Raw genomic sequence first — 24,748 nt, forward strand, 5'->3', positions numbered from 1 at the left:
TTAGCACTCGCCCGGTGAGAGTGCTAAGTGCCGCCGGGCAGTTCCATGACACGCCCCAGACAGGGCACAGCGCCACAGGAGGCACTGCCGACCATGAACCTGAAGCCACTTGAGGACCGCATCGTCGTGCGTCCGAGCGACGCGGAGGAAACCACCGCCAGCGGCCTGGTCATCCCCGACACCGCCAAGGAAAAGCCCCAGCAGGGCGAGGTACTTGCGGTCGGCCCCGGCAAGCGTTCCGACCAGTCGGGCGAGATCATCCAGATGGATGTCGGCGTCGGCGACACCGTCGTGTACAGCAAGTACGGCGGCACCGAGATCACGGTGGCCGGCGAGGACCTGCTCATCCTGAGCGCCCGCGACGTCCTGGCCATCGTGGCCTGACGCTGAGCGCGCCGAGGGGAAAGAGAACCAACACATGCCCAAGATCCTGAAGTTCAGCGAGGAGGCCCGGCGTGGCCTCGAAGCTGGCGTCAACAAACTGGCCGATGCGGTCAAGGTGACCCTGGGGCCCAAGGGCCGCAATGTCGTGCTCGAGAAGTCATTCGGGGCACCCACGATCACCAACGACGGCGTGAGCATCGCCCGCGAGATCGAGCTGGACGACCCGTTCGAGAACATGGGTGCTCAGCTCGTCAAGGAAGTGGCCACCAAGACCAACGACGTCGCCGGCGACGGCACCACCACCGCCACCGTGCTGGCCCAGGCCATGGTCCGTGAGGGCCTGCGCAACGTGGCCGCCGGTGCCAACCCGATGGAGCTCAAGCGGGGCATCGAGACCGCTGTGGCTGCCGCGGTGGACGAGATGGTCGACATGTCGACCGACGTCTCCGACGACAAGGACAAGATCGCCAGCGTCGCCGGGATCTCCTCAGCCGACACCACGATCGGCGAGACGCTCGCCGAGGCGTTCGACAAGGTCGGCAAGGACGGCGTCATCTCGGTGGAGGAATCCAACACGTTCGGCGTCGACCTCGAATTCACCGAGGGCATGCAGTTCGACAAGGGCTTCCTGTCGCCGTACTTCGTGACCGACCCCGATCGCCAGGAAGCTGTCTTCGACGACCCGTACCTGCTGTTCGTGAACGGCAAGATCGGCGCGGTCGCCGAGATGGTGCCGGTGCTCGAGAAGGTCATGCAGACCGGCAAGGGCCTGGTGATCATCGCCGAGGACGTCGAGGGCGAGGCGCTGGCCACGCTCGTGGTCAACAAGATCCGCGGCACGTTCTCATCGGCTGCCGTGAAGGCGCCTGGCTTCGGCGAGCGACGCAAGGCGATGCTGGCCGACATGGCGATCCTGACCGGCGGCGAGGTCATCTCCGAAGAGGTCGGCCTGAAGCTCGACAACACCACCCTCGACCTGCTGGGCACCGCCCGCAAGGTGATCATCACCAAGGACGAGACCACGATCGTGGAGGGCGGCGGCGACAGCGGCGACGTCGACGGGCGTGTCGTCCAGATCAAGCGTGAGATCGACGACACCGACTCCGACTGGGACCGCGAGAAGCTGCAGGAACGGCTGGCGAAGCTGGCCGGCGGTGTTGCGGTGATCCAGGTCGGCGCGGCCACCGAGGTCGAGCTGAAGGAAAAGAAGCACCGCATCGAGGACGCGGTGTCTGCGACCCGTGCCGCCATCGAAGAGGGCATTGTGCCCGGCGGCGGCACAGCGCTGCTGCGGGCCCGTGCTGCGGTGGCAGCGCTCGACCTCGACGGCGACGAGGCCACCGGGGCTCGCATGGTGCATCGTGCGCTGGAAGGCCCCAGCCGCCAGATCGCGCAGAACGCCGGCTACGAGGGTGCTGTCATCGTGCAGCAGATCGAGCAGGCCGACGGCAACACGGGCTTCAATGCCGACACCGGCAAGTTCGAGGACCTGGTGTCAGCCGGCGTCATCGACCCGGCGAAGGTCACCCGTGCGGCGCTGCAGAACGCAGCGTCGATCGCGGCACTGCTGCTCACCACCGAGACGCTGGTGACCGACAAGCCCGAGGAAGCCGACCCCGCCGCTGCCGCTGCGGCTGCTGCTGCCATGGGCGGCGGCATGGGCGGCATGCCCGGGATGATGTAGCTCCCGCTCCACCTCCTCCCAAACAGGCGCAGGGCCGGCGTTCGCGCCGGCCCTGTGTCGTTGCCGGACGGCACCCGGATGCCAAAACCCGCAATGCCGCTGGGACCCAGCGGTACCCTCGTTGTTTTCCCCAACGTGGCGCGGCTGCGGCGCCGGACTTATGCCCCCACACTCCCCGGCGGCCGCCCCGGTCGCCCACCCAACGGTCTTGGTGGTGGACTTCGGCGCGCAGTATGCGCAGCTGATCGCCCGGCGGGTGCGTGAGGCGCAGGTCTATTCCGAGATCGTTCACCACACGGCCACTGCCGCCGAGTTGGCCGAGCGCTCGCCCGCGGCGATCATCTTCAGCGGCGGGCCGGCATCGGTGCACGTCGAGGGCGCCCCGGGCATCGACCCCGCCGTGTACGAGCTCGGCGTGCCGATCCTGGGCATTTGCTACGGGTCGCAGCTGCTGGCCCGCGACCTGGGTGGGCAGGTGGATCGCAGCGGCCGGGGCGAGTACGGCCGCACCACGATGACGCACGCCGGAGTGCCCTCCGAACTCCTTGGGGAACCCGGCGACGGCGTCGGCTCCACCGAGCCCGTGTGGATGTCGCACTTCGACGCCGTGGTCAAGCCGCCCGGGGGCTTCACGGTCACGGCGTCCACCGCCGACAGCCCTGCTGCTGTCATCGAAGACCCGCAGCGCTGCTTCTACGGGGTGCAGCACCACCCCGAAGTCGCGCACACGCCGGGAGGGCAGGCCCAGCTCGAGCGATTCCTCCACGGCATCTGCGGGATCAACTCCGAGTGGACGATGGCCAACGTCATCACCGAGAGCATCGAGGCCATCCGGGTCCAGGTAGGCAGCGCACGGGCCATCTGCGGGCTGTCGGGCGGGGTGGACAGCGCCGTGGCCGCCGCGCTGACACAGCGGGCCATCGGCAGCCAGCTCACCTGCGTGTTCGTGGACACCGGGCTCATGCGTGCCGGCGAGGGCGAGCAGGTCACCGACACGTTCCGGCGCACCCAGGGGATCGAACTGATCCATGAACGCGCCGCCGACGAGTTCTTCGCGGCACTGGCCGGCGTGACCGACCCCGAGGACAAGCGCAAGATCATCGGCGAGAAGTTCGTGCGCATCTTCGAGCGCGCCGCGGGCGGCATCACCGACGCCCGCTTCCTGGTGCAGGGCACGCTGTACCCCGATGTGATCGAGTCGGGATCGCCGACCGCGGCGAAGATCAAGAGCCACCACAACGTGGGCGGGCTGCCCGAAGACATGTCCTTCGAGCTGGTGGAGCCGCTGCGGAACCTGTTCAAGGACGAGGTGCGGGCCGTCGGCGCCGAGCTGGGATTGCCGCCCGAGATCGTGCAGCGCCAGCCGTTCCCCGGGCCGGGCCTGGGCGTAAGGATCGTGGGCGAAGTCACGCCCGAGGCTGTCGAGACAGTGCGAGCGGCCGACGTCATCGTGCGTGACGAGATCGCCAAGGCTGGCCTCGACGGCGAGGTGTGGCAGGGATTCGCCGTGCTGGCCGACATCCGCAGCGTCGGCGTGATGGGCGACGAGCGCACCTATGCCCGCCCGATCATCGTGCGCGCCGTCACCAGCGAGGACGCCATGACTGCCGACTGGGCCCGCCTGCCCCACAACCTGCTCGAGTTGATCTCGTCACGGATCGTCAACGAAGTGCCCGGCGTCAACCGGGTCGTCTACGACATCACCTCCAAGCCGCCCGGCACCATCGAATGGGAATAGCCACCGGTGTGACTGCGCGCAATTGAGTGGCAGTGATGGCAAAGATGTTGCGCCATTGGCGTACGGGAGCCGTTGATTCATCCGTAGCAGCGCGTGAAGCACCCGAATAGCGCGACGCATCCCCGTGGCGGAGACTGCAGCCTTTCCGCGTCAGGAGTGGGTGCGGGCAACGAGGCACACATCGGCTTCGAGGGCATCCGCGATCCGCTGCAGGGTGCGTGCAGTCGGACTGGTGGAACCCCGCTCGATCCGGCTGATGTCGGCTTGGCTCATCCCGCAACGCTTAGCTAGCTGCGACTGGGTCAGACCGTGCTTGTTGCGCAGATCCATGACCTGCATTGCAATCTTGTATGCCTGCGCGAAGACTTCGCCTTGCGTCACCGCATCAGCGCCAAGCCGTGCTCGGCGCGAGGCGACCACCTCGTCGTATGCGAGTGACATCTGAAGCTCCACTTCGCCCAGCACTATAGGAAATTCACCATAGAGCGTCAACGGCCGCGTCGTCGCCCACGCTTGGAGACCTGCCCTCGAACACCCCGACGGTCTCGAGCGCTTCGTGTCGAATCCGGAACTTGTGAAGACGCTCACCGAGCGGTCTGAGGTCGGAATAGTCGTTTCGGGTACGGTCGCCTCAAGTTGTAGGGGGCTCATGGCGCAGTCGATGGCGAACTTGGCGGTGGAGACGCTTATCGCCAACGGACTCGACATCACCTTCAAGCCGCCCGGCACCATCGAATGGGAATAGGCCAATGGCAATAGGCGACGATGTGGCGCAAGCCTGACCTGTCCGATGAATCGCTGGGTCCAACGTGGAGCGGCATTCGAACGGTCCTGAGCAGCCCCGAGCGCCGCAGGCGCATTCTTCGCTGGGGCGTCGTCTCTGTGGCGGCAGCCGTGGTCGCCTCAGTCGTTACCTTGATCCTCGTGCCGGGCGGCCCGTCCGTCAATTCATGGCCCTTCGTCGCGGCCGCCGCGGTCGGTGCCATCACCATCGTTCTGTGGCTTGCGAGGCTGATGTTGGAGAGCCTCTTCCCGTTCAAGATGGGACGAGGCGTGTATCGCTGGATTGCCGAGAAGCGCCGTCATCGAGCCTGGTCAAAGGAAGCCGCCCAACGAGACCTGTTCAAGCGGTGATGGTGCGCATCGGGCACCGGAACGAGTGTCATCGGGGCTGGAACACCTAGCGTCGATGCCCAACGCGGATCACGTGAGCCACTAGACGATCATCGAACACGTCGTGCAGAGTCCGGTAGATGCCGACGCAACCCATATAGCAAGTGCCCGTACCGCACCCCGAGACCTAGGATTCGAACTCGCGCCTGAGACCGAAAGAACGCACGATGCTTGACGACAACCACCAAGTCCGGCTGTTCTCCGTGGCAGGGGTGAAGGGCCAGCAGGAAGCCGAGCAACGAGCCACCGCAGCTTTATTGTCGGTGCTCACGATGGTCCGGCCGCTTTCCCGACGTCTGCTGGGGCCGCTCGGAGCAAGCAAGGCGGACAGGGCGACAGTCGAGGCATGGACCGAAGTGCCTTACAAGACGGCCGACGGCGAAACGCTGCGGCCCGATGGCGTGATACGCGTGAGTTCCGGTAAGCACACGTTCACCGCTTTGGTCGAAGTGAAGACTGGCGACAGCCCGCAGGAACTCAGCCAGATCGAGAAGTATCTGAAGCTTGCTCGTGCCGAAGGTTACGACTGCCTGATCACGATCTCCGGCGAGGTCGCCCCCTTCGACGGTGCCCATCCGACGCCGCGGGCGGATTCACTGCGCGTCGGCTCGGTCAAGCTCCATCACCTCTCGTGGACGCGGATTCTCGCAGAGGCGGTTCAGCAGGTCGCTCATCACGGGGTCGAAGACGAGGAACAGGCATGGATTGCCGCAGAGCTCATCCGCTACTTGGAGCATCCCAACAGCGGCATCGCTCAGGCCAGCGATATGGGCGAGCACTGGGTCAGCGTGAGGGACAAGGCACGCGACGGGCTGCTCGGCAAGCCAGGCCCTGAGGCGCTGGACGTGTGTCGCCGTTGGGATCAACTCCTTCACACGACAGCAATGCGCCTCGGCGCCGAACTCGGGATCGATGTGCGTGAGGTGATCCCGAAGGCGCAGCGCGACGATCCGAGCCAGCGCATCAGGTCTCTTGCTGCGGAACTGTGCGATAACGGCCTGCTCCAAGGCCGTTTGCGCGTCCCAGGAGCGGTTGGCGACATCACGGTCACCGCCGACATGCGAGCTGCCCGCACAGTCGTCGCCGTCGAGAGTCCGGCTCCGCTCGACAAGGGCGGCAAGGGGCGCATTGGCTGGCTTGTACGGCAGCAGCTACGCGACGCGCCAAGCAGCATCACCGTCGAGGCGTTCACGCGCAGCAGTCGCGTGGCCGAAATCGCCTCCCTCGCTGACCTGCGCGAGGACACGGCGGTGATACTCCGGTCTCGGGACAAGCCGCCTGTCAAGTTTCGTGTGTCGCATCGCACCGAGACTGGCCAAGGCCGACGCACCCGTAACGTCCGCACGCTCGGTTTCGCCGACTCGGTGGTCGATGCCATCGACGACTTCTACCGCAACGTTGTGCAGCACATGCGCAGCCCGACGCCGGTTCCACCGAAGATGGCTGCGGCGCCCACAATCGACGAGGCTGCTGATTCGGAATCCGGCGGAGCACCTACCGAGTCAAACGCTCTAACTCCTGGCTGACCGACTTCGCCTCTGGCGCATCCGCGATCCGCTGGGAGGTGCGTTTGCCGTGACGCTCGGCAGCGCGACGTCAGGACGTTGCAAGCGGTGGTTGCCAGAGGGTGCTGATGGGCAGGGCCCAGATGCGGTCGTCGAGTTCGAAGGGCCATCGGCCCGCGTACAGCACGGCGCCCATCTGGAATGCATCCCCGGTGATGTCGCGGAGCCACATCAGTCCCCGGGCATCGCGGCGGCCGACATTCTCGGACGACTTGACCTCGAGTCCGACGATCTTGCCGTGTCGTTCGAGCACGAGGTCGACTTCCTTGCCGTCGGTGCCGCGGGCGTGGAAGAAGCCGGTCTGCACTGCTGAAGCCTGCAGGTGCGGCAAAATTTCGGTGACGACCAGCGTCTCGAAGAGCTGTCCGACGAGTCGTTCGGAGAGGCTCAGCGCACGCGCATCCGCGCCGAGCAGGTGCGCAGCGAGACCCGGGTCCATCACATGCACCTTCGGCGAGCGCGTCAGCCGCTTGACACGCTGGGTGTGCCATGCCGGGATGCGCACGACGACCGACAGATCCTCCAGCAGCGAGACATGCGCGTCAGCAGTGCGGACGTCTACCGCGGAGTCGCGTGCCACCGCCTGCTTGTTGAGCAGCTGACCCGTTCGCGCGGCGCACGAATCGAGTACAGCCCGGAGCTTCGGCGATTGCGGTGATCGTGAGGTCAGCTGCGCGGCATCGCGTTCGGCCAACTGTTCGACGTAGCTGGCGAACCAACGGCCGCGAGCAGCGCCGTCGAACCGCATCGTGCCCGGGAATCGGCCGCGGACGATGGTTTCGCTGTAGTGGGCGCGGTCCCATTCCGAACGCGTGTAACCATCGGTGTCTCCCGCAAAGAACCGAGCGACGGGATCGTAGGCGTCGGTTCCTTCCATCTCGGTGTGAGTGAGTCCATACATCCGCACCCGGATGAGCCGACCGGTCCCGGGCCACGTCGCGGCCTGGTGCGCGGCGCGCACCGATCCGGCAATGACAAACCGGCCCGGTGTGGCTTCGAGGTCTCTGTCGACAGCACGCTTGACTGCTCCGAGAATCTCTGGAGCCTCTTGCCACTCGTCGATGAGCACGGTTCCGTGCGAGGCTGCCAGCAGACCGTCAGGACTCTCCATGGCAGCGCGGCGTGTTCCCGGCTCGGAGAGGTCCAGCACCGCATCTGCAAACCGGGTCGCGGACGTCGTCTTGCCGCAACCGCGCGCCCCGACAAGATGGACCGCCGGGAAGGTCGGCAGGAGCTCGTCGCTGAGGAGTCGTTCGACGATTCTCCGGTAGCGGGATCCGCTGTCAGTCACCAGTGCCCACTCCCTGATCTCCGTCGCTCTAAATGCATGATCTGCTGGTATTAAAATACATGATTTGCAGAATCCAAAATGCTTGAATTGCAGCCGGAGGCATGAGGCTCATGCCGTACAACATCAACTTCTGCCAAGACCAGGTCACCGCCGACGGTGCCACCGACGTGCCGCTCAGCCCGCTGCCGTTCCCGTGGCCGTACATCATGCGGCCACCGATCCGCGGCCAGCAGCCAGGCCGCTAGCGCCCGTGCCCGACAGCGATCGCTGAGCCAGAACGCGAAATTGGAGGAGGCTCCCGGCACAACCGCAACTACCTTGGCCCCACAGCCGCGGCAGGGCCGCGGGAAGCGTGTGACAAGGGCTGATCATGACTTCAGCAGGGGCCGCGAATGCGGCTGCATCGGTGGACTTGCCGGCGGGGTTCGCTTGCCATGTGGGCAATATCGGCATCAAGGACGACACCGACGATGTGATGGTGCTGGCGGCTGATCGGGTGGCGGCCGCAGCCGGTGTGTTTACCAAGAGTCTTTTCTCGGGGGCCAGCGTGCGTCGCAGTCAGGCCAACGTTGCCGACGGGCGAGTGCAGGCTGTGGTGGTCATATCGAAGAACTCGAACGTGGCAACTGGCGCGCAGGGTGAGCGAGACGCAGCGAACCTCGCGAATCGGGTCGCGGAACTGGTGGGTTGCGAGCCCGGCCAAGTGTTGGTCGGCTCCACCGGCTTGATCGGCGTGCCCTACCCCGAAGGCAAGATCGACACGTACTTCGACCGGTTGATCGCAGGCTCAGAACCAGCGCTCGACAGCAACGATGCCGTTGCCGCTGCGACGGCGATCATGACCACCGACACGCATCCCAAGACGGCGAGCGCCTCAGCAGGTGCCGCCACGGTGGTGGGCATCGCGAAGGGCTCGGGAATGATCGAGCCCGATATGGCCACGATGATCTCGGTGATCATCACCGATGCCGAGATCGCTCCAGAACGGCTCGACGTCATGCTGCGCCGGGTCTGCGATGTGACCTTCAACGCGCTTAGCGTCGACACCGACACATCCACCAGCGACATGGTGGTGATGCTGGCCAACGGCGCCGCGGGGCCGGTCGACGAGGCTGATCTGGAGGCCGCCCTCGGCGCCGTCAGCCTGGACCTGACACGTCAACTCGCGTTCGACGGCGAGGGAGCGGAGACCCTGATCGTGGTGTCGGCGAACGGCGCTCGTGACGACGCCCAGGCCAAGCGGGTCGCCAAGGTCATCGTGAACTCGCCGCTGGTGAAGACGGCCGTGCATGGCCGCGATCCCAACTGGGGCCGGGTCGCGATGGCGATCGGCAAGTGCAGCGACGAGACCGACATCGACCCCGACCGCGTCAGGATCCGTTTCGGCGACCAAGAGGTGTACCCCACGCCCGCGACGCCCGAAGCCCTCGCCGAGCTTGAGGCGTACTTGGCGTCGGACGAGGTGCTGATCTCGGTGGACTTGGGCATCGCGGATGGCTCGTTCACCGTGTACGGCTGCGACCTCACCGACCAGTACGTCCGCATCAACGCCGATTACACGACGTGAGCCGACGCGCGCTCGTCCCTCGCCCGTGGCGCAGCCCGCGCCGACCGAACGACAACCCGTGAGCCCGCAGCTCATGAGCGCCGAGCCGATGAACCCAGGCGACGATCCGATCCTGGCGCCGCTCAACGCTGGTCAGCGGGCCGCCGTGCTGCACGGTGATGGTCCGGCGCTGGTGGTGGCCGGGGCCGGATCGGGCAAGACGCGTGTGCTCAGTCACCGCATCGCCTACCTGCTGGCCCATCGGCAGGTCAGCCCGTTCGGCCTGCTGGCCATCACCTTCACTAACAAGGCGGCGGGGGAAATGCGCGAGCGCATCGGCAGCCTCGTCGGTCCCGTGGCGCAGCGGATGTGGATCTCCACCTTCCACAGCGCCTGCGCTCGCATCCTGCGCAGCCATGCAGATGTGCTCGGCTACCCCGGCACCTTCAGCATCTACGACCAGGCCGACTCGCGGCGGCTCACCCGCTATGTGGTGCGCGACCTCGACCTCGATGCCAAGCGATTCAACGAGCGCGCCGTGCACGCGGCGATCTCGACGCTGAAGAACCAGCTCACCACGCCGCCGCAGGCTGCGGAGCGGGCCGAGTCGCCCGATGGCGGCGGGCCGTTCAACCGTGAAGTGGCCCGCGTCTACTCCGAGTACCAGAAGCGGCTGCGGCGCGCCGGCGCCATGGACTTCGACGACCTGTTGATGCTGGGCGTGGAGCTGCTCAGTGCCCATGACGATGTGGCCGAGCATTACCGGCGGCGCTTCGAGCACATTCTCGTCGACGAGTACCAAGACACGAACCTGGCGCAGGTGCGCCTGATCGGCCTGCTGAGCGGGCCCGCCCAGAACGTCTTCGTGGTCGGCGACTCCGACCAGTCGATCTACGCGTTCCGGGGCGCCGACATCACCAACATCCTGGAGTTCGGCGCCACCTTTGATGACAGCTCGACCTACGTGCTGGATCAGAACTACCGCTCCAGCCAGGCGATCCTCGATGCCGCCAACTCGGTAATCCGCAACAACTTCGGACGGCCGCCGAAGAACCTCTGGACCGATCAATCCGGCGGTGCCAAGCCGATCCGCTACCGCGGCACGAACGAGGAAGACGAGGCGCACTACGTCTGCGCGGAGCTGCGCCGCCTGCACGGCGACGGCCGGATCGACTGGTCTGACGCTGCGGTGTTCTACCGGTCCAACGCCCAGTCGCGCGTGATCGAAGAGGAGCTCGTCGCCAACGACGTGCCGTACCAGATCATCGGCGGCACTCGCTTCTACGACCGGCGCGAGATCAAGGACGCGCTGGCCTACCTGCGGGCCGCAGTCAACCCGTCTGATGAGGTGTCGCTCAAGCGGGTCGTGAACCTGCCCGCCCGCGGCATCGGCGACCGAACGATTGCCAAGCTGGACGATGCGGCCGCACGGGGCGACACATCGCTTGCCGAGGTGATCGACCGTATCGAATCGCTGGGCGTGCGCGGCACCGCCCGCGGCGGCCTGCAGCAGTTCCGCGAGCTGATGAGTCGTGCTCGGGCACGCATCGACGAGGGTCCCGCCGCCGTGCTCGAAGTGGCGCTGAACGAATCGGGCTACATCCAGGCGCTGCACGATGAGGGCACCGTCGAATCCGACGGCCGGCTGGAGCACCTCGAAGAACTCGCGGGCGCCGCCGCTGAATTCGAGTCGTGCGACGAGTTCCTGGAGCAGGTGTCGCTGGTCAGCGACGTGGACGAGATGACCGATGCCTCTCAGGTTTCGCTGATGACCCTGCACTCCGCCAAGGGGCTCGAGTTCGACATCGTGTTCGTGACCGGTATGGAAGACGGCATCTTCCCGCACCACCGCTCGATGACCGATCCCTACGAGCTGGAGGAAGAGCGACGGCTGGCGTACGTGGGCATCACCCGGGCCCGTAAGCAGCTCTACCTGACGCACTCATGGAGCCGGATGCTGCACGGTCAGACCAGCTACAATCCGCCCAGCCGCTTCATCGACGAGATCCCGGCGGACCTGCTGGACGACCGCTCCGACGACACCCAGCGGCTCGGCAGCTCGTGGCGGCCCGTCACCAGCGACTGGGGCGCCAATCGGCGGGCCAGCGAGCCCAGCGAGTACAGCCAACTCAGCGAGACGGAGCTGGCGGGCCGGAGCCAGCCCCGCAGCGATCCCGCCCGCCACGACGACAGCGCGGCGAAAGGCCGCGAGTCGCGGCGGGAGGAGGCCCGCCGCCGGGTGGCCGCCCGGATGGGCGAGCCGAAGCCGGCTCCCTCGACCGACCTCGGGTACGGCGTCGGCGATGACGTGTTGCATGACCGTTTCGGTGCCGGCGTCGTGCAGGACGTACGGCCCGACGGCGACGACTGGGAGGTCACTGTCCACTTCGCCGACCTCGGCACCAAGACCCTCGTCGCCAGCTTCGCCAACCTCCGCCGCATCCGCTCCTAGGCAGCCGGAGCCCCCTGCTGTGTTCGCAGCGGGCGGCAGGGCTCCGCTCCTATGCTCCCCGCCGTGGATCTCTTCGAGTATCAGGGCAAGCAGTTCTTCAAGGGCTACGGCATACCGGTATCCGACGGCGAAGTCGCCTTCAGCGTCGACGAAGCAGTAGCCGCCGCGGAGCGCTTGGGCACGCCGGTGATGGTGAAGGCGCAGGTGCACACCGGCGGGCGCGGCAAGGCGGGAGGCGTGAAGTTCGCCGCTTCCGTCGACGATGTGCAGACCCACGCGTCCAACATCCTGGGACTCGACATCAACGGCCACATCGTGCGACGGCTGTGGATCGAGAAGGCGTCGGACATCTCCGAGGAGTACTACGCCAGCTTCACGCTGGACCGCTCGGCCAAGAAGCACCTCGGGATGCTGTCGGCCGAGGGCGGCGTGGAGATCGAGACCGTTGCGGCCGAGAATCCCGACGCCATCAGCAAGGTGCTCGTGGACCCCGCCGAGGGGCTCACCGAAGAGGCCGCCCGAGCGTGGGTGGAGGGCGCCAACCTCAACCCCGCTGCCACCGATCAGGCCGTCGAGATCCTGCGCAAGCTCTATGTGGCCTACACCGAGGGTGACGCCGACCTCGTCGAGATCAACCCGCTGATCCTCACGCCCGAGGGCCGGGTGCACGTGCTCGACGCCAAGGTCACCCTCGACGCCAACGCCGTGTTCCGCCACGAAGACTACGCGCAGTACGACGAGACCCAGCCCCGCGACGAGCGTGAGGAGGCGGCCCACGCCAAGGGCCTGCAGTATGTGGGCCTGGCCGGCAGTGTGGGCGTGATCGCCAACGGCGCCGGGCTGGCGATGAGCACGGTGGACGTGGTGAATCAGGTGGGCGGTAAGCCGGCCAACTTCCTCGACATCGGCGGCGGCGCCAATGCCCAGGTGATGGCCAATGCGCTCGAGGTCATCAACAACGACCCCGACGTGCGGGCCATCTTCATCAACATCTTCGGCGGGATCACCCGCGGCGAGGAAGTGGCCAACGGCATCATCGGGGCGCTCGGCGCGGTCGACATCGAGGCGCCGATCGTGCTGCGCCTGGACGGCACCAACGCCGCGGAGGGGCGCGAGATCCTCGCACCGCACCTCAACGAGAAGCTGGTGATGGAACCGACCATGCTCGACGCTGCCCGTCGAGCCGTCGCGATGGCCGCGGCTGCGAGCTGAACGGGAGCTTCAGATGAGTGTTTTCGTCAACAAGGACACCAAGGTCGTCTACCAGGGCCTCACCGGCTCGCAGGGCCGGTACTACGGCATGCTGAACCGCGACTACGGCACCAACGTGGTGGCGGGCACCAACCCACGCAAGGCCGGCACCGATGTGGAAGGCGTGCCGGTGTTCGCCAACTGCACCGAGGCGGTCGCCGCCACGGGCGCCAATGCTTCCTGCATCTTCATCCCCGCGCCCGGCGTGTTCAGCGCCGTGATGGACGCCGCCGAGGCGGGGATCGAGTTCGTGGCCTGCATCACCGAAGGCGTGCCGGCCCACGACGAGGCCCGCTTCTTCAACATGCTGAAGCGCGACTACCCCCACGTCCGGCTGCTGGGCCCGAACTGCCCGGGGATCATCACGCCGGGGGAGTGCAACATCGGCATCACCGCGGGGCACATCGCCAAGCCGGGCGGCCCGGTGGGCATTGTCAGCCGGTCGGGAACACTGACCTACCAGGCGCTGTACGAGCTGCAGCAGAAAGACATCGGCGTCACCACCTGTGTGGGCATCGGCGGCGACCCGGTGCCGGGCACGTCGTTCATCGACTGCCTCGAAGCCTTCGAAGCCGATCCCGACACCAAGGCCGTGATGATGATCGGCGAGATCGGCGGCTCGGCCGAGGAAGAGGCTGCTGCGTTCATCAAGGACAACATGTCCAAGCCGGTGTCGAGCTACATCGCCGGGGTGACTGCGCCTCCGGGCAAGAAGATGGGCCACGCTGGTGCCATCGTGTCGGGGGGCAAGGGCACTGCTGCGGCCAAGATGGATGCGCTGCGCGACGCCGGCGTGCGGGTTGGGCTGAATCCCACCGAGGCCGGCGAGCTCATGGCCGAGATCGTCGCCGAGCTCTAGGAGCTACATCTGCTTGTTGCGCCCGGCCTGTCGCCTCTCGGGGCTAGCGCTGGCTGAGCGTCGCGTAGAGCTCCAGCAGTGCTTCGGCGTGGGCCTCAGGGCTGAATGGTGCCGGCGCCGCAGCGCTTGATGCGGCCGAGGCGGCGAGGTTTGACTGCAGGGCCTTGGTGAGCGCCTCCGCAAGAGCGTCGGCGTCGTCGGTTGGCACCAAACAGCCATTCACGCCATCGCTGATCAGTTGAGGCGCAGCGCCCACGGCGGTGGCGACTACGGGTCGGCCTGCAGCGAGAGCCTCCGCGGTGATCATGCCGAAGCCTTCCCGCCGGCTCGGCACGCACACCAGTCGGGCCCGCCGGTACCACTCGCCGACCTCGCTAGGCGCCACGGCTCCAGTGAAGGTTGCCTTCACGTCGCGTCGCAGTGCCAGCGCCTCGAGCAGAACGCGATCGGGTCCGTCGCCCACGATGGCCAGCTCGGGTCGTTCGGATGGCGGCATGAGCGCCACAGCCTCGATCATCACATCGAAGCCCTTCTCGGCCATGAGACGGCCGAGGGCGACGATTGGCCCGTCAGCCGGTGTCGGCGTAGCCGGCCCGAGCCGGTCGACGCCCACCGGCATCGACACAACCTGCAGCAGCGGTGCCGATGGCCGTACCGCTCGTGCGATGTCGGACAGCGGCTGTAACACCCTCGATCGCGTCGGGGGTCGCTCGGCGCCGTCGTCGGCGCGAGACCGGGGCCGCCCCCCACCGCGTCGCTGCACCAGCGACGACGCCCAGTCACTCAGCTGCGCGGACACCGTGACCACAGCACTTGCGTGGCGCAGCACCCGCCGCGCCAGCCACCGGTGGACCGCGTTCGTAGTGACTGCAGCGTCGGAGCCGTGGACGTGCACCACGCTGGCCGTCTGCCGTCCCGCAAGCGCAGCGGCAGCAACGGCCACCAGCCCGCAGGGAAACCACCAGTGGCCGTGAATCACTGCGCCGGTACCCGAGCGGCGACGTGCCTGGCGTGCTGCGGCCAGCGTCAGCCGGGCGATCATCGGGACGACCCACAGCGCTGACAATCCGGAAAAGACCCGGTAGCTCTCGCCTAGCGCTACCCGTGCTTCGATCCGGCGGGGGGCGAAGCGCACTCTGTGCACCTCGATGTCGCCCACCACGTGGCGGCGCGGCGCATCGGGGTGAGCGGGGCACACCACCGTCACCTCGGCACCTGCACTGGCCAGCGCCCGTGCGTGATCGAGCAGGAAGGGCTTGTGATGATCGTCCAGCGACGTCGGAAACCCCGGTGCAACCAACACCACACGCACCCGCCCAGTCTCGCAGCGGTCCTGCTTGGAGCCGTTCCGTCGACGCTCCGGGTGGCTCGCTGGGACCCCGGTACGCTCGGCGGGATGCCGGCCGGGTGCCAGATGTGCCGGGAACGCCGGACCTGGCTGATGCGCAGCATCACGAGCGTGCAGCCGTGAGCGGATCGAACGGCAGCATCGCCGAACGGCAGCGATCCGGCACTGCCGTAAGGTGGACGCTGAGCTTGGCGACTGCGGCGATGATCGTCTGGCTGGCCGTCCGCTACTGGGACGACCTGCGCCAGATCGACCTACAGGTGGATGCCATCGGGCTGGTGGCCGCTGTCATCGTGTCGATGACCGCAACCTGGTGCCTGGCACTCGGATGGCGGGAGCTCATCGGCGGCTACGGCACGCCGCTGACGCAAGGCCCGGCGCTGCGCGTCTGGATGCTGTCCCAGGCAACGCGCTACCTGCCGAGCGGGCTGGTGCCAGTGGTCGCCCGTGCCGGCCTGGCCGCCCCGCTGGGCGTGAACCGGGCCGCAGCCGGCGCGTCGGTGATCGTGGAAACAGCCACGCTGGTTGGCTGGGCGGCAGTCTTCGCTGCGCTGTGGGCACCGGCCGACTGGCTGGGCACTGCAGGGGGCTGGCTCGCACGCATCGTGATCGGCGTCGGCGCAGCCGCCGGCCTGGTGACGCTGCCGTGGACATTGGCGGGCGCTGGGGGGTGGTGGCGCCGCATCGACGGACTGATGCAGCGGGTGGTTGTGCTGCGATGGCTGTCGGGGCGGATGCAGACCGACGCGCTCAACGCCGAGCGGCCAGCCGTGTGGCGAGCCGTATTCATCTACGGACTGGCAGTGGCGCAGCGTCTCATGGCCTCGGTATTGCTCGCCGCTGCGCTGCTTGCCGCCGGCGGCGCCGACATCTGGCTGATTGCCGGGGCGACCGCGGCAGGCATCGTCGTGGGCATGGTCGGCATCACGCCGGCAGGGCTCGGCGTGCGCGAGGTCGTGGTTGCGGCACTGCTGGCCGAGCGCTTCGGGGTCGGCGATGCCGCGGCCTTCGCCATTGCAGTGCGGGTGCTGGAGTTCGCCCATGAACTGGTGATGCTCCCGCTCGCGGCCGCGGCCGGTCGACGGCGTGGCTCCGATCATGCCGAACCGTCGTGAGGCGGCGACGCGCACGACGAGCTGATCCTGTACGAATGGACACAGGCGGCCGATGCCGCTGCCGAACGGAGTCACGCCATGCCGGAGCCATCGTCGGAGGCCCACCCCGAGGAGAACTACGAAGACGTCACGGTGTACGACCTCGACGCCGACGTCGAGGAACAGCTGCTGCTGGCGCACAACGAGTGCACTTTCATCTGGGCGAACCGCGAGGGCTGGCCCGTCGGCGTGATCATGTCGTACGTCTGGCGCGACGGCCGCTTCTGGCTGACAGCGTCGAGCCAGCGAGCGCGCATCAGTGCTGTGCGACGTGATCCGCGGGTGTGCGTCGTGGTCACCAGCACCGGCTCGCCGATGCCGCGCAACAAGGCGATCACGTGGAAGGGCACATGCACGGTCCACGACGACGCCGAGACCAAGGCTTGGTTTTATCCGGCGCTCGCCGAGGCGCTCTGGCCGGGCAACGAAGCGGGCCAGGCCGCGTTCGTCTCGTTCCTCGACTCGCCCCGGTGGGTGATCCTCGAGGTGGAGCCGACCCAGCGCATCGGCTACGACGGCTCGAAGATGGCCAAGGCCACCTCCCGCTGGCTCGCTTCGCGCAGCTAGCGCTGACTGTGCTGTCGCTTCCAGCCGTCGCTGACTGTGCTTGATGGTTCCAGCTAACGCTGGAACGAAGTCTCCGCACCGGTGAAGAGGTTGGCGAAATCGTCGTCGGTCTCTGCGGCCACGAGGCGATCGACCCAACCGTGGAACCGCTGACCGCCGGCCTCGTTGCGACCGAAGAAGAACTCGGTCTTGGCGCCGGTCTTCACGGCCCGCTGGATCCGGTTGCCGTTGTAGTAGTCCTCGTCGCGCACCACGTGCAGCAGGAAGGCCTTCTGGGCGTCGATCAGTCCTTCGAGCTGCTCGGAGAGCTCGAATGCGGCGAGGAAATGCTGGACCGTGCGAGACGTGTCGGGAGTGTCGCCGGGGAACAGCGTCGAGATCATGTACATCCGCCCGCCGCCTGGGACTTCGTCGGCGCCCACACCGAACCCGGCGACCGAGGCGTGCGGGAAGATCGTCCACACGCCGTCGGTGAGCAGGTCGGCGGGCCAATCGTCCTCGGGGAGGCTGTCGAGCGCCAGGAACCGGCGGTCGGGCGAGGTCACCCGCTGGTGCGGACCCCACGCGTCGTAGATGGCCTTGTTGGAGTAGCCGGGCCCGAACGTTTCGCGGTGCAGGATCGGCAGGTGATAGAAGTCGAGATAGCCGTCGTAGGCCACCTTCCAGTTCGGCCCGTCGACGGCTTGGCTGCCCACGTAGGCACAGCTCGCGAATTCATGATGGGCCAGCATCTCGCCGTAGCCGCAGAGGTAGGCGTCGATGTCGAAGGGCGCCCCCGGGGTCAAGGCGCCGAAGATGATGCCGGCTCGCTCGGCGACGGGCAGCGGCGTGAGGCCGTGGCAGTCCGGGTCGAGGTCGCCGAATTCCTCACGGTCGAGAATGCCGACCAGCCGACCCTCGCTGTCGTAGCTCCACGCGTGGTACGGGCAGGTGAAGCGGCGGGCTGTGCCGGTTCCTTCCGGCACGACGATCGAGCCGCGGTGGCTGCACATGTTGACGAACGCGCGCATCTGGCCGTCGGCGCCGCGTGACAGCAGGACAGGCACGCCCGCTACCTCCAGCGCCTTGTAGTTGCGGCGCTCGGGCAGCTCGCAGGTGAAGCCCAGCGCCAGGGGAGTGCGCTTGAACACCCGCTCCATCTCGAGTTGCCAGCGATCGGGGTCGTAGTAGTTGGATGCCGGCACTCGGCCGATGCCGCCGGCCAACGGCACCGTTCCGGCGCGGGCGTGCCGGAGCGTCCTGCGTGTGAGTTCGACAAGCGTCTCGCGGCTCATCCGGACACCCCCTGCGCGAGTATGGCCGCGTTCGGGAGGATTGACCGATGATCGACTACCAGCGGCTCTTCCACACGGGGATCCGGGTGCCAGACCTCGATGCGGCGATGGCAGAGATGGGCGACACGCTGGCCGTGAGCTGGGCGTCGGTGCAGCACAACGCAACGCAGCAGGTGTGGACGCCGCAGCAGGGCCTCCAATCGGTCGAGCTGACCTTCACCTACTCGTGCGAAGGGCCCCAGCATCTTGAGCTGCTGCAGGGCGAGCCGGGCACGATCTGGGACGGCTCGGACGACCCGGGGGTCCATCACGTGGGCGTGTGGGTCGACGACGTGGCTGCGGAGACCGAGCGCTGCCTGGGGGCCGGCTGGCACGTTGCAGCAGCGTCCGCGCCGCCCGACGACGGCTACGGCGTGTTCTCCTACGTCGTGCCCCCGAGCGGGCCGATAGTCGAGCTGGTCTGGTCGGCGATCGAGCCGCGCTTCGAGTCGTGGTGGTCAGGCGGAAGGCTCGGCAGCGAGCGCGACTGAGAGCTCAGTCAGCGCTGCCGTTCTCGCGCGTGCCCACGCCCGCGGCGCCCTCCGATGCAACAGCCACCGCACCCGTCGAACGGTCGATGCGCGGCCCCAACCTGTTGAAGTACAGCTCGTAGAAGTGGCGGATCTTGGTCTCCTGGTAGGAGGCGAAGATCACCTCCTGCTGCTCTTGTGCGCGCAGGCCCCGTTGCACCTGCGGCAGGTTGAGCGAATCCTGCTGGAAGATCTTGGACAGCGGCCCCAGCTCGGGCGCCAGCGTCCAGTCGTCGTCGAAGCCGAGGTGACGCACCTGCGCCGGTGTCGGTCGATCGGCCGGATCGGGCGGGGCCAGCGGAAACAGCATCACCTCGAAGATGCACTCCTGGGGGTTGTCGCCGTTCGGCCGGAACCTGTACATGATCGGGTTGAAGCAGCCCCACGGCGACCAGTTCGGGAACACCGAGAAGAAGATCGAGTCGATGAGCTCGGCGTCGCTGACAGCCTCGACGTCGACGGCGTCGCCCACCTGCCGTTGCACCTGGGCCCGCTTGCGGTCTGCCAGCCAGCCGCGCACGTTGGTCACCTCCGGCGGGGGATGGGGCGTCATCAGCGGCATCTCTTCCAGGCCCGGCGGCAGCGGGCCGCCAATCCACTTGCACAGGTGCGGGTCGGCCTGGGTCTGCGCACCGTCGATGTGGTTGCCGTGCTCGTCGAAGGTGCTGATGTTGCCGTCCAGGTCGGTGACGGCCACCTGCCCCTTGGCGTTGCGCTCGTAGATGTGCCCGCTCAGCGGGTGCCGCCAGCGGCCGTACTCCTTGCCGTCGTCGATGCGCTCCCATCGGGCCTGCCCGTCGAGATGCGGGCTGGGCACGCCGGTTGCGGTCATCGCCCGGCTGTAGTTGCCGAACGTGTCGTAGCGGCTGTTGGCGTCGCCGAGAGATTCCATCAGCGTGGGATGGGTCGCCACCACGTGGTAGCTCTCCATGAAGGCCTCTTGGCAGGTCTTCCAATTCATCGGCATGAGCTTGGAGACGTGCGCTGCCTTGTACCGGCGCTCGAACGGCACGAACTCGAAGTGGTCGGCTAGGTCGCCTAGGTAGTCGGCCAGTGGCGCGGCGTTCCGGTCGGGGTTGATGAACACGAAGCCGTGCCAGGTGTCGACCAAGGCCTCGGGCAGCCCGTAGTCGGCCATGTCCACATCGGGAAAGTCCCACTGGCAGGGGATCTCCCGCAGCGAGCCGTTGAGCTCCCAGCACCAGCCGTGGAAGGGGCAGCGAAGGCTGGACGCGCCCCGCCCGTGGTGCTCGCGCAGCTTGCGGCCCCGGTGCAGGCAGGCGTTGCGGTAGGCCTTGATCTGGTCGGGGGCGGTGCGGACAATCAGGAACGACAGGTGCGCGATGTCATAGACGTGGTAGTCGCCGACCTCGGGGATCTCTTCCTCCAAGCAAGCGAGCTGCCACACGCGGCTCCACAGCCGCTCGACTTCAAGGTCGTGGACGTCTTGCGCGTAGTACACCCGGGCCGGCACCCGCGTGTTGCCCGGCAGGTGCTCGCCGACTCGCCGCAGGACGTCCGATACCGGATGCGTGTCGTTGTCGAACAGCTCGTCATAGCTGATCCCAGCCGAGCGATCGGTGCCCGTCAGCGTTTCGGTCATGGGTGCAAGCTAGATGCTGAATCCCGGGCCTGAGCAGGGCGACGGCGCGCTGCGCGAGCGATCCGGTGCTGGCGGCGGCAGGCTGTAGCGGTGCCGCACCGGGACATGATCGTGATCGGGGCTGGTCCCGCCGGTGCGGCGGCGGCCATGCGTGCTGCAGGCGCCGGCATCAAGGTGACCGCGTTCGAGAAGGCTCCTGCGGGGCGCGACAAGGTCTGCGGGGATGGCCTGACACCGCGGGCGGTGGCCGCGCTGGACGAGCTGGGCGTGTCGCTGGCGGAAGCGCACCGCATCGCGGGGCTGCGGATGATCGCCGGTCGGCGGGTGCGCGAGCTGGACTGGCCGGCCAACGGGCAGTTCGGTCCGTACGGCGCGGTGTGGCCCCGCCGCCGCCTGGACAGCGCGCTGTGCGACGGCGCGGCTGACGCCGGGGCCGAGCTGTGCTTCGGCACCGAGGCGCTGCCGATCATCGAAGACGGCCGGGCGGTGGGCGTAACGGCCGGGGGCGAACGCTGGACCGCCGACTTGGTGGTGCTGGCGGCCGGCGCCCAGGGCCAGGCCGCCCGCATGCTGGGTGCGCTGCGCGATCCCGACGAGCCGTTCGGCCTGGCCATCCGCACTTATGCCGAGACGCCCCGCCACGCCGACGAATACCTCGAAGCCTGCCTGACGTTGCGTGACGCCGAGGGCACCGCGGTGCCCGGTTACGGCTGGCTGTTCCCCGCCGGCGACGGCACGGTCAATATCGGCGTGGGCGCCCTCAACACCATGAAGGGCTTCGCGAACCTGAACCTGAACCGGCTCTGCGACAGCTACCGCGACCTGGTAGCCGAGAGCTGGCAGCTCGGCCCGTACCTGGAGCGGCCCCGGGCGTGGCGCCTGCCCATGAGCGCCACCAAGCGGCACGGTCCCGGCTGGGTGGCCATCGGCGACGCAGCGGGGCTGATCAACCCGATGAACGGCGAGGGCATCGACTACGGCCTCGAAACCGGGATTCTGGTGGCCGACCTGTTCGCCGAGGATCCGCCCGCGGTTGCCGACACGTACGACCGCATCGTCGCCGAGAAATTCGACGCGTTCCTGCGGACAGGTCGCCGGTTCTCGTTCCTCATCGGCCACCCCCGCATCCTGCGAGCCGGCCTGCGGCTGGCGGTCGGCACCGACGCCATCGCCCGCCTCACCCTGCAAGTGATGGGCAACCTCATCGACAATGAGACCCCCGGCACGCCCGGCCGAGTTCTCGCCGCCGCCGACCGCGCCCTCGCCGCCGCATCACCCACGCTGCGCAAGCTGCATCAGCGCCGCAGGCGCAGAAGCTCGCCGTCATGTCGAACCTCTTTCGGGTCGGGTCTTCCCGATCCCCCTAACCCGCCGTCCGGCATCACAAAGCGATGCGCTACGGCGATTCGCCGTCCAGAGTCGTAGTAGCCGACGAGTTCACTCATCGTTCCGTGCGGTTGACCTGACGCGACCGCGGCTCGCCCGCTCATCAGCACGAGCTCATCCAGTTCGCCGTGTTCGATCCGCGGCCAGACGAACGCGTTGAAGACTGCGCGCAGCTCTCTGGCCGAGGTCAATCGCCTGGATTCCATCAGCCGCAGATTGCCAGCGCGGACTCGCGGGCGAGAAACGAATTCGATCAGGACCTGTGCGAACCGCTGTGTACAGTCGCGCTCATGGTCCGCGCGACGGCAGAAGCGACGCACCCTGCTCGCTCCACCGTCGGCATGCTCGAGGACTGGCTCGCTGCGGATCAAGCACAGGCGGCTGTTCTGCAAAACAGCCTGTTGGATTTGCTTGACGCTGTTGAGGATCCGTCGAAGCTTGCACTTGAAGCCCTGCGAATAGTCGCCGAGGCCACCTCAGCCGACTGGACACTCGACGAACTGCGTCACGCCGTAGGCCAGCTGTTGGCAAGTCACCGGCAGGAGTCGTCCGCCGTCGCTGGCTGACTCAGACAGGCGGCCGTCCGCTGCCGTGTGCCGGTCCCTCAGCGCGTTCGGCAGACGGCGAGCGTCCCGTCGCAGCGCTACTACGGTGGCAGCCCGTGACTGCGGTGCTATTGGACGGCCAAGCGCTGGCCGAACAGATCAAGGACGACCTGCGAGAACGGATCGAAGCCGAGGGTCTGCAGCCGGGACTCGGCACGATCCTCGTCGGCGACGACCCGGCATCGCACAGCTACGTGGGAGCGAAGATCCGCGACTGCGGCGAGGTGGGCATCGCGTCGATTCACGAAGAGCTGCCCGCCGACATCAGCCAAGCTGACTTGGACGTGGTGATCGAGCGCTTCAACGACGATCCCGCCGTGCACGCGTACATCGTCCAGCTGCCGCTGCCCCGCCAGCTCGACGAGGAAGCGGCCCTGCTGGCCATCGATCCCGACAAGGACGCAGACGGCCTGCACCCGGTGAACTTGGGCAGGCTCGTGATGGGGGTGGACGGACCGCTGCCATGCACACCGCGGGGCATCCAAGTGATGCTCGAGCACTACGGGGTGCCGGTGGAGGGGCGCCACGTGGTGGTGGTGGGTCGTGGCCTCACGATCGGCCGCCCCATGGCGCTGCTGATGGCGCTGAAGCGGCCGGTGGCGAATGCGGCGGTGACTGTCGTGCACACCGGCGTGGCGGATCTGGGCGCCTATACCCGCGAGGCCGACATCGTCATCGCCGCGGCCGGCGTGCCCGGCCTCATCACGCCCGACATGGTGAAACCCGGAGCAGCAGTGGTTGGCGGCGGCATCACCCGCGAAGGCCGCAAGATCCTGTCCGACGTGGACGAATCAGTCGGCGAGGTGGCCGGCTGGGTGACTCCCCGCCTCGGCGGCGTCGGCCCGATGACCCGCGCCATGCTGCTCGCCAACACCGTCGACGCCGCCGCTGCAGCTGGCTAGATCAGCGCCGCGGCGCGCTCGTCATCCGTCGGGGTAGAGCAGCCACAGCAGCGACAGCGCCACCCAGGAAGCGACGATCAGCCAATACGTGACCGGGTCGCCTCGCCGGGTGACGCGCTGTATGAAGCTGCTCTCGCCCGTGACGATGTCGTAGGCGGCCCAGCCCAAGAACAGCGCCGACCACATCCAGTACTGCCCGGAGAACGTCAGCACCCACAGGGCGGCCAGCCCGGCCCACGTCATCCAAGGACGCCGGAGGCGGGTCAGCGGTGGATCGTCCCAGCTCTGGATCATCGGTTCTCTCCTGTGTCGGGGGCCGTGTGCACAGCCGGTGGTTCCACGCCGTTGAGGCGCCAGTTGAGGTAGTGCCCGAAATCGGCAACGACCCGTTCGATCGGAACGAGCGGCCCGGGAGCGAAGTCACCGATCGCGCCACGCTGTCCTCGCTCGCAGATCGCTTTGTCTTCCGGGAGGAAGTCGGGCAGTCCGTATGCGGCGCCGCTCACCTGGCGGTTGAACCAGTTCGCGATCCGGCTGCGCGAGCGGATGCTCGATGCCGAGCCCCAGGCAGCGCCAGTTCTCACGGCGCATCGTTCGGCATCGATGGGGTGGACGGCCTGCCAGAAGAAGACGCCCGAGTTGAATGCGCCGACAAAGCCGGGAGGCAGGCTGATCAGCAGGTAGTCGTCGCCGGAGGAAGTCGAGCCGCCGGTGGCGGTCGCCCGAGCCGAACCGGCGATGTAGTAGGCCCCTTTAGTCGGCGAGAACGGTTCGAGCGTCTCAGGGTGCACCCTGAACAGGTGGTAGCTCTCCATGGCGTTGAGGATCGCGAGCTTCCAGTTGCAGGCCCATTCCTGCGTTTCTTGCAGATCGGACCGGTGTGCCACGGCGTCGAGGCCGTATGCGGCGACGTGCGGCTCCACCGCGGCGAAGCGCTCGGCGAGCGGCTCGACATCGGGGTTCAGGCTGACGAAGATCAGGCCATGCCACGACTCCACCCGGTAGACCGGCAGGCAGTGCGCCGGCTTGTAGACGGCGTCTCGCGGTGCGTGCGGCACCGACAGCAGCCGCCCGCCGCCGTCGTAGGTCCATGCGTGGTACGGGCACTGGATCCGTTTGGCGTTGGCCGGCCGGTCCACCAGCAGCGTGCCCCGATGGGCGCACAGGTTCGACAGCGCAGCGAGATCACCGTTCTGCTGGCGGATGAGCAGCACCGGCTGCCTGCCGACGATCACCGGCAGCTGGTCGCCGGGATTGGGCACGGCATCGGCGGTCGTAACGAACACCCAATCGCCGTGCCAGATCGCATCCAGCTCCGCGGCAAAGATCGCGGGGTCTCGATAGGCGACGTTGGGCAGTGCCGAATCGGGGTCGAACACCATCTGGCCAGGGCTCAT

Annotated in this window: 23 protein-coding genes; 16 read left to right on the forward strand and 7 right to left on the reverse strand. The window is 67.4% G+C overall.

The genetic code is table 11. From position 1 onward, the window contains the following. Positions 1 to 93 precede the first annotated feature (93 nt). The 3 genes from groES to guaA all read left to right on the forward strand — a co-directional run bounded on the left by groES (position 94) and on the right by guaA (position 3,806). Entirely contained in the window at positions 94 to 384 is a 291-nt protein-coding gene (groES, locus tag ACOQPE_RS06530) for a co-chaperone GroES (protein WP_419863559.1), read from the forward strand. Positions 385 to 418: 34 nt separating this feature from the next. Then, positions 419 to 2,068, forward strand: coding sequence for a chaperonin GroEL (groL, locus tag ACOQPE_RS06535; protein ID WP_420611026.1), 1,650 nt, complete (start codon positions 419 to 421; stop codon positions 2,066 to 2,068). Between the two features lie 160 nt (positions 2,069 to 2,228). Next, on the forward strand, positions 2,229 to 3,806 hold the full coding sequence (gene guaA / locus ACOQPE_RS06540; RefSeq protein ID WP_420611027.1) for a glutamine-hydrolyzing GMP synthase: 1,578 nt from the start codon (positions 2,229 to 2,231) through the stop codon (positions 3,804 to 3,806). Positions 3,807 to 3,956: 150 nt separating this feature from the next. On the opposite strand, the gene ACOQPE_RS06545 is transcribed toward guaA, so the two are convergent. Next, positions 3,957 to 4,247 (reverse strand): helix-turn-helix domain-containing protein, encoded by a 291-nt coding sequence (locus ACOQPE_RS06545; RefSeq protein ID WP_420611028.1) that lies wholly within the window; start codon positions 4,245 to 4,247, stop codon positions 3,957 to 3,959. Positions 4,248 to 4,688: 441 nt separating this feature from the next. On the opposite strand from ACOQPE_RS06545, the gene ACOQPE_RS06550 reads away from it, so the two are divergent. Together ACOQPE_RS06550 and ACOQPE_RS06555 are read left to right on the forward strand one after the other, a co-directional pair. Next, positions 4,689 to 4,940, forward strand: a complete 252-nt coding sequence (locus ACOQPE_RS06550; protein WP_420611029.1) for a hypothetical protein — start codon at positions 4,689 to 4,691, stop codon at positions 4,938 to 4,940. A gap of 206 nt (positions 4,941 to 5,146) precedes the next feature. After that, on the forward strand, positions 5,147 to 6,505 hold the full coding sequence (locus ACOQPE_RS06555) for a hypothetical protein (protein WP_420611030.1): 1,359 nt from the start codon (positions 5,147 to 5,149) through the stop codon (positions 6,503 to 6,505). Positions 6,506 to 6,575: 70 nt separating this feature from the next. Here the strand turns inward: ACOQPE_RS06555 and ACOQPE_RS06560 are convergent, their stop codons facing one another. Next, a complete protein-coding gene (locus tag ACOQPE_RS06560; protein ID WP_420611031.1) occupies positions 6,576 to 7,835 on the reverse strand; it encodes an ATP-binding protein in 1,260 nt (419 codons plus the stop codon). Between the two features lie 101 nt (positions 7,836 to 7,936). On the opposite strand from ACOQPE_RS06560, the gene ACOQPE_RS06565 reads away from it, so the two are divergent. The 5 genes from ACOQPE_RS06565 (at position 7,937) to sucD (ending at position 13,943) form a co-directional block, all read left to right on the forward strand. Next, on the forward strand, positions 7,937 to 8,080 hold the full coding sequence (locus ACOQPE_RS06565) for a hypothetical protein (RefSeq protein WP_420611032.1): 144 nt from the start codon (positions 7,937 to 7,939) through the stop codon (positions 8,078 to 8,080). 125 nt (positions 8,081 to 8,205) lie between these two features. After that, complete coding sequence (argJ, locus tag ACOQPE_RS06570) at positions 8,206 to 9,402, forward strand: bifunctional glutamate N-acetyltransferase/amino-acid acetyltransferase ArgJ (protein WP_420611033.1); 1,197 nt, start codon at positions 8,206 to 8,208, stop codon at positions 9,400 to 9,402. A gap of 73 nt (positions 9,403 to 9,475) precedes the next feature. Further along, positions 9,476 to 11,833, forward strand: a complete 2,358-nt coding sequence (locus ACOQPE_RS06575) for an ATP-dependent helicase (protein WP_420611034.1) — start codon at positions 9,476 to 9,478, stop codon at positions 11,831 to 11,833. Between the two features lie 63 nt (positions 11,834 to 11,896). Continuing rightward, positions 11,897 to 13,045, forward strand: coding sequence for an ADP-forming succinate--CoA ligase subunit beta (gene sucC, locus ACOQPE_RS06580; RefSeq protein ID WP_420611035.1), 1,149 nt, complete (start codon positions 11,897 to 11,899; stop codon positions 13,043 to 13,045). A 13-nt stretch (positions 13,046 to 13,058) separates the two neighbouring features. Next, complete coding sequence (gene sucD / locus ACOQPE_RS06585) at positions 13,059 to 13,943, forward strand: succinate--CoA ligase subunit alpha (protein ID WP_420611036.1); 885 nt, start codon at positions 13,059 to 13,061, stop codon at positions 13,941 to 13,943. Between the two features lie 43 nt (positions 13,944 to 13,986). Here the strand turns inward: sucD and ACOQPE_RS06590 are convergent, their stop codons facing one another. Beyond that, a complete protein-coding gene (locus ACOQPE_RS06590) occupies positions 13,987 to 15,246 on the reverse strand; it encodes a glycosyltransferase (RefSeq protein WP_420611037.1) in 1,260 nt (419 codons plus the stop codon). A gap of 164 nt (positions 15,247 to 15,410) precedes the next feature. Here ACOQPE_RS06590 and ACOQPE_RS06595 point away from each other — a divergent pair, with 164 nt between their 5' ends. Further along, a complete protein-coding gene (locus tag ACOQPE_RS06595; protein ID WP_420611038.1) occupies positions 15,411 to 16,406 on the forward strand; it encodes a lysylphosphatidylglycerol synthase transmembrane domain-containing protein in 996 nt (331 codons plus the stop codon). 78 nt (positions 16,407 to 16,484) lie between these two features. Continuing rightward, on the forward strand, positions 16,485 to 17,012 hold the full coding sequence (locus ACOQPE_RS06600; protein ID WP_420611039.1) for a pyridoxamine 5'-phosphate oxidase family protein: 528 nt from the start codon (positions 16,485 to 16,487) through the stop codon (positions 17,010 to 17,012). Between the two features lie 53 nt (positions 17,013 to 17,065). Here ACOQPE_RS06600 and ACOQPE_RS06605 read toward each other — a convergent pair whose 3' ends face one another. Next, positions 17,066 to 18,286 (reverse strand): aromatic ring-hydroxylating oxygenase subunit alpha, encoded by a 1,221-nt coding sequence (locus ACOQPE_RS06605; RefSeq protein ID WP_420611040.1) that lies wholly within the window; start codon positions 18,284 to 18,286, stop codon positions 17,066 to 17,068. A gap of 47 nt (positions 18,287 to 18,333) precedes the next feature. On the opposite strand from ACOQPE_RS06605, the gene ACOQPE_RS06610 reads away from it, so the two are divergent. Then, the gene (locus tag ACOQPE_RS06610) at positions 18,334 to 18,816 is read left to right on the forward strand and encodes a VOC family protein (protein ID WP_420611041.1); all 483 of its coding nucleotides are present in this window, start codon (positions 18,334 to 18,336) and stop codon (positions 18,814 to 18,816) included. 4 nt (positions 18,817 to 18,820) lie between these two features. On the opposite strand, the gene ACOQPE_RS06615 is transcribed toward ACOQPE_RS06610, so the two are convergent. After that, positions 18,821 to 20,458, reverse strand: a complete 1,638-nt coding sequence (locus tag ACOQPE_RS06615; protein WP_420611042.1) for an aromatic ring-hydroxylating oxygenase subunit alpha — start codon at positions 20,456 to 20,458, stop codon at positions 18,821 to 18,823. 90 nt (positions 20,459 to 20,548) lie between these two features. On the opposite strand from ACOQPE_RS06615, the gene ACOQPE_RS06620 reads away from it, so the two are divergent. The 3 genes from ACOQPE_RS06620 (at position 20,549) to ACOQPE_RS06630 (ending at position 23,351) form a co-directional block, all read left to right on the forward strand. Next, complete coding sequence (locus ACOQPE_RS06620; protein WP_420611043.1) at positions 20,549 to 21,883, forward strand: NAD(P)/FAD-dependent oxidoreductase; 1,335 nt, start codon at positions 20,549 to 20,551, stop codon at positions 21,881 to 21,883. An 89-nt stretch (positions 21,884 to 21,972) separates the two neighbouring features. Further along, positions 21,973 to 22,410: a hypothetical protein gene (locus ACOQPE_RS06625; RefSeq protein ID WP_420611044.1), complete on the forward strand. Its 438-nt coding sequence runs from the start codon at positions 21,973 to 21,975 to the stop codon at positions 22,408 to 22,410. 95 nt (positions 22,411 to 22,505) lie between these two features. Next, the gene (locus ACOQPE_RS06630) at positions 22,506 to 23,351 is read left to right on the forward strand and encodes a bifunctional 5,10-methylenetetrahydrofolate dehydrogenase/5,10-methenyltetrahydrofolate cyclohydrolase (RefSeq protein WP_420611045.1); all 846 of its coding nucleotides are present in this window, start codon (positions 22,506 to 22,508) and stop codon (positions 23,349 to 23,351) included. Between the two features lie 21 nt (positions 23,352 to 23,372). Here the strand turns inward: ACOQPE_RS06630 and ACOQPE_RS06635 are convergent, their stop codons facing one another. Continuing rightward, entirely contained in the window at positions 23,373 to 23,645 is a 273-nt protein-coding gene (locus ACOQPE_RS06635) for a hypothetical protein (RefSeq protein WP_420611046.1), read from the reverse strand. Continuing rightward, positions 23,642 to 24,748, reverse strand: a complete 1,107-nt coding sequence (locus ACOQPE_RS06640) for an aromatic ring-hydroxylating oxygenase subunit alpha (RefSeq protein WP_420611047.1) — start codon at positions 24,746 to 24,748, stop codon at positions 23,642 to 23,644. Before ACOQPE_RS06640 ends, ACOQPE_RS06635 begins: the two co-directional genes overlap by 4 nt.

This window comes from Candidatus Poriferisodalis sp., assembly GCF_965219595.1.
In the GTDB taxonomy this organism is placed as follows: Bacteria; Actinomycetota; Acidimicrobiia; order Acidimicrobiales; family Poriferisodalaceae; genus Poriferisodalis.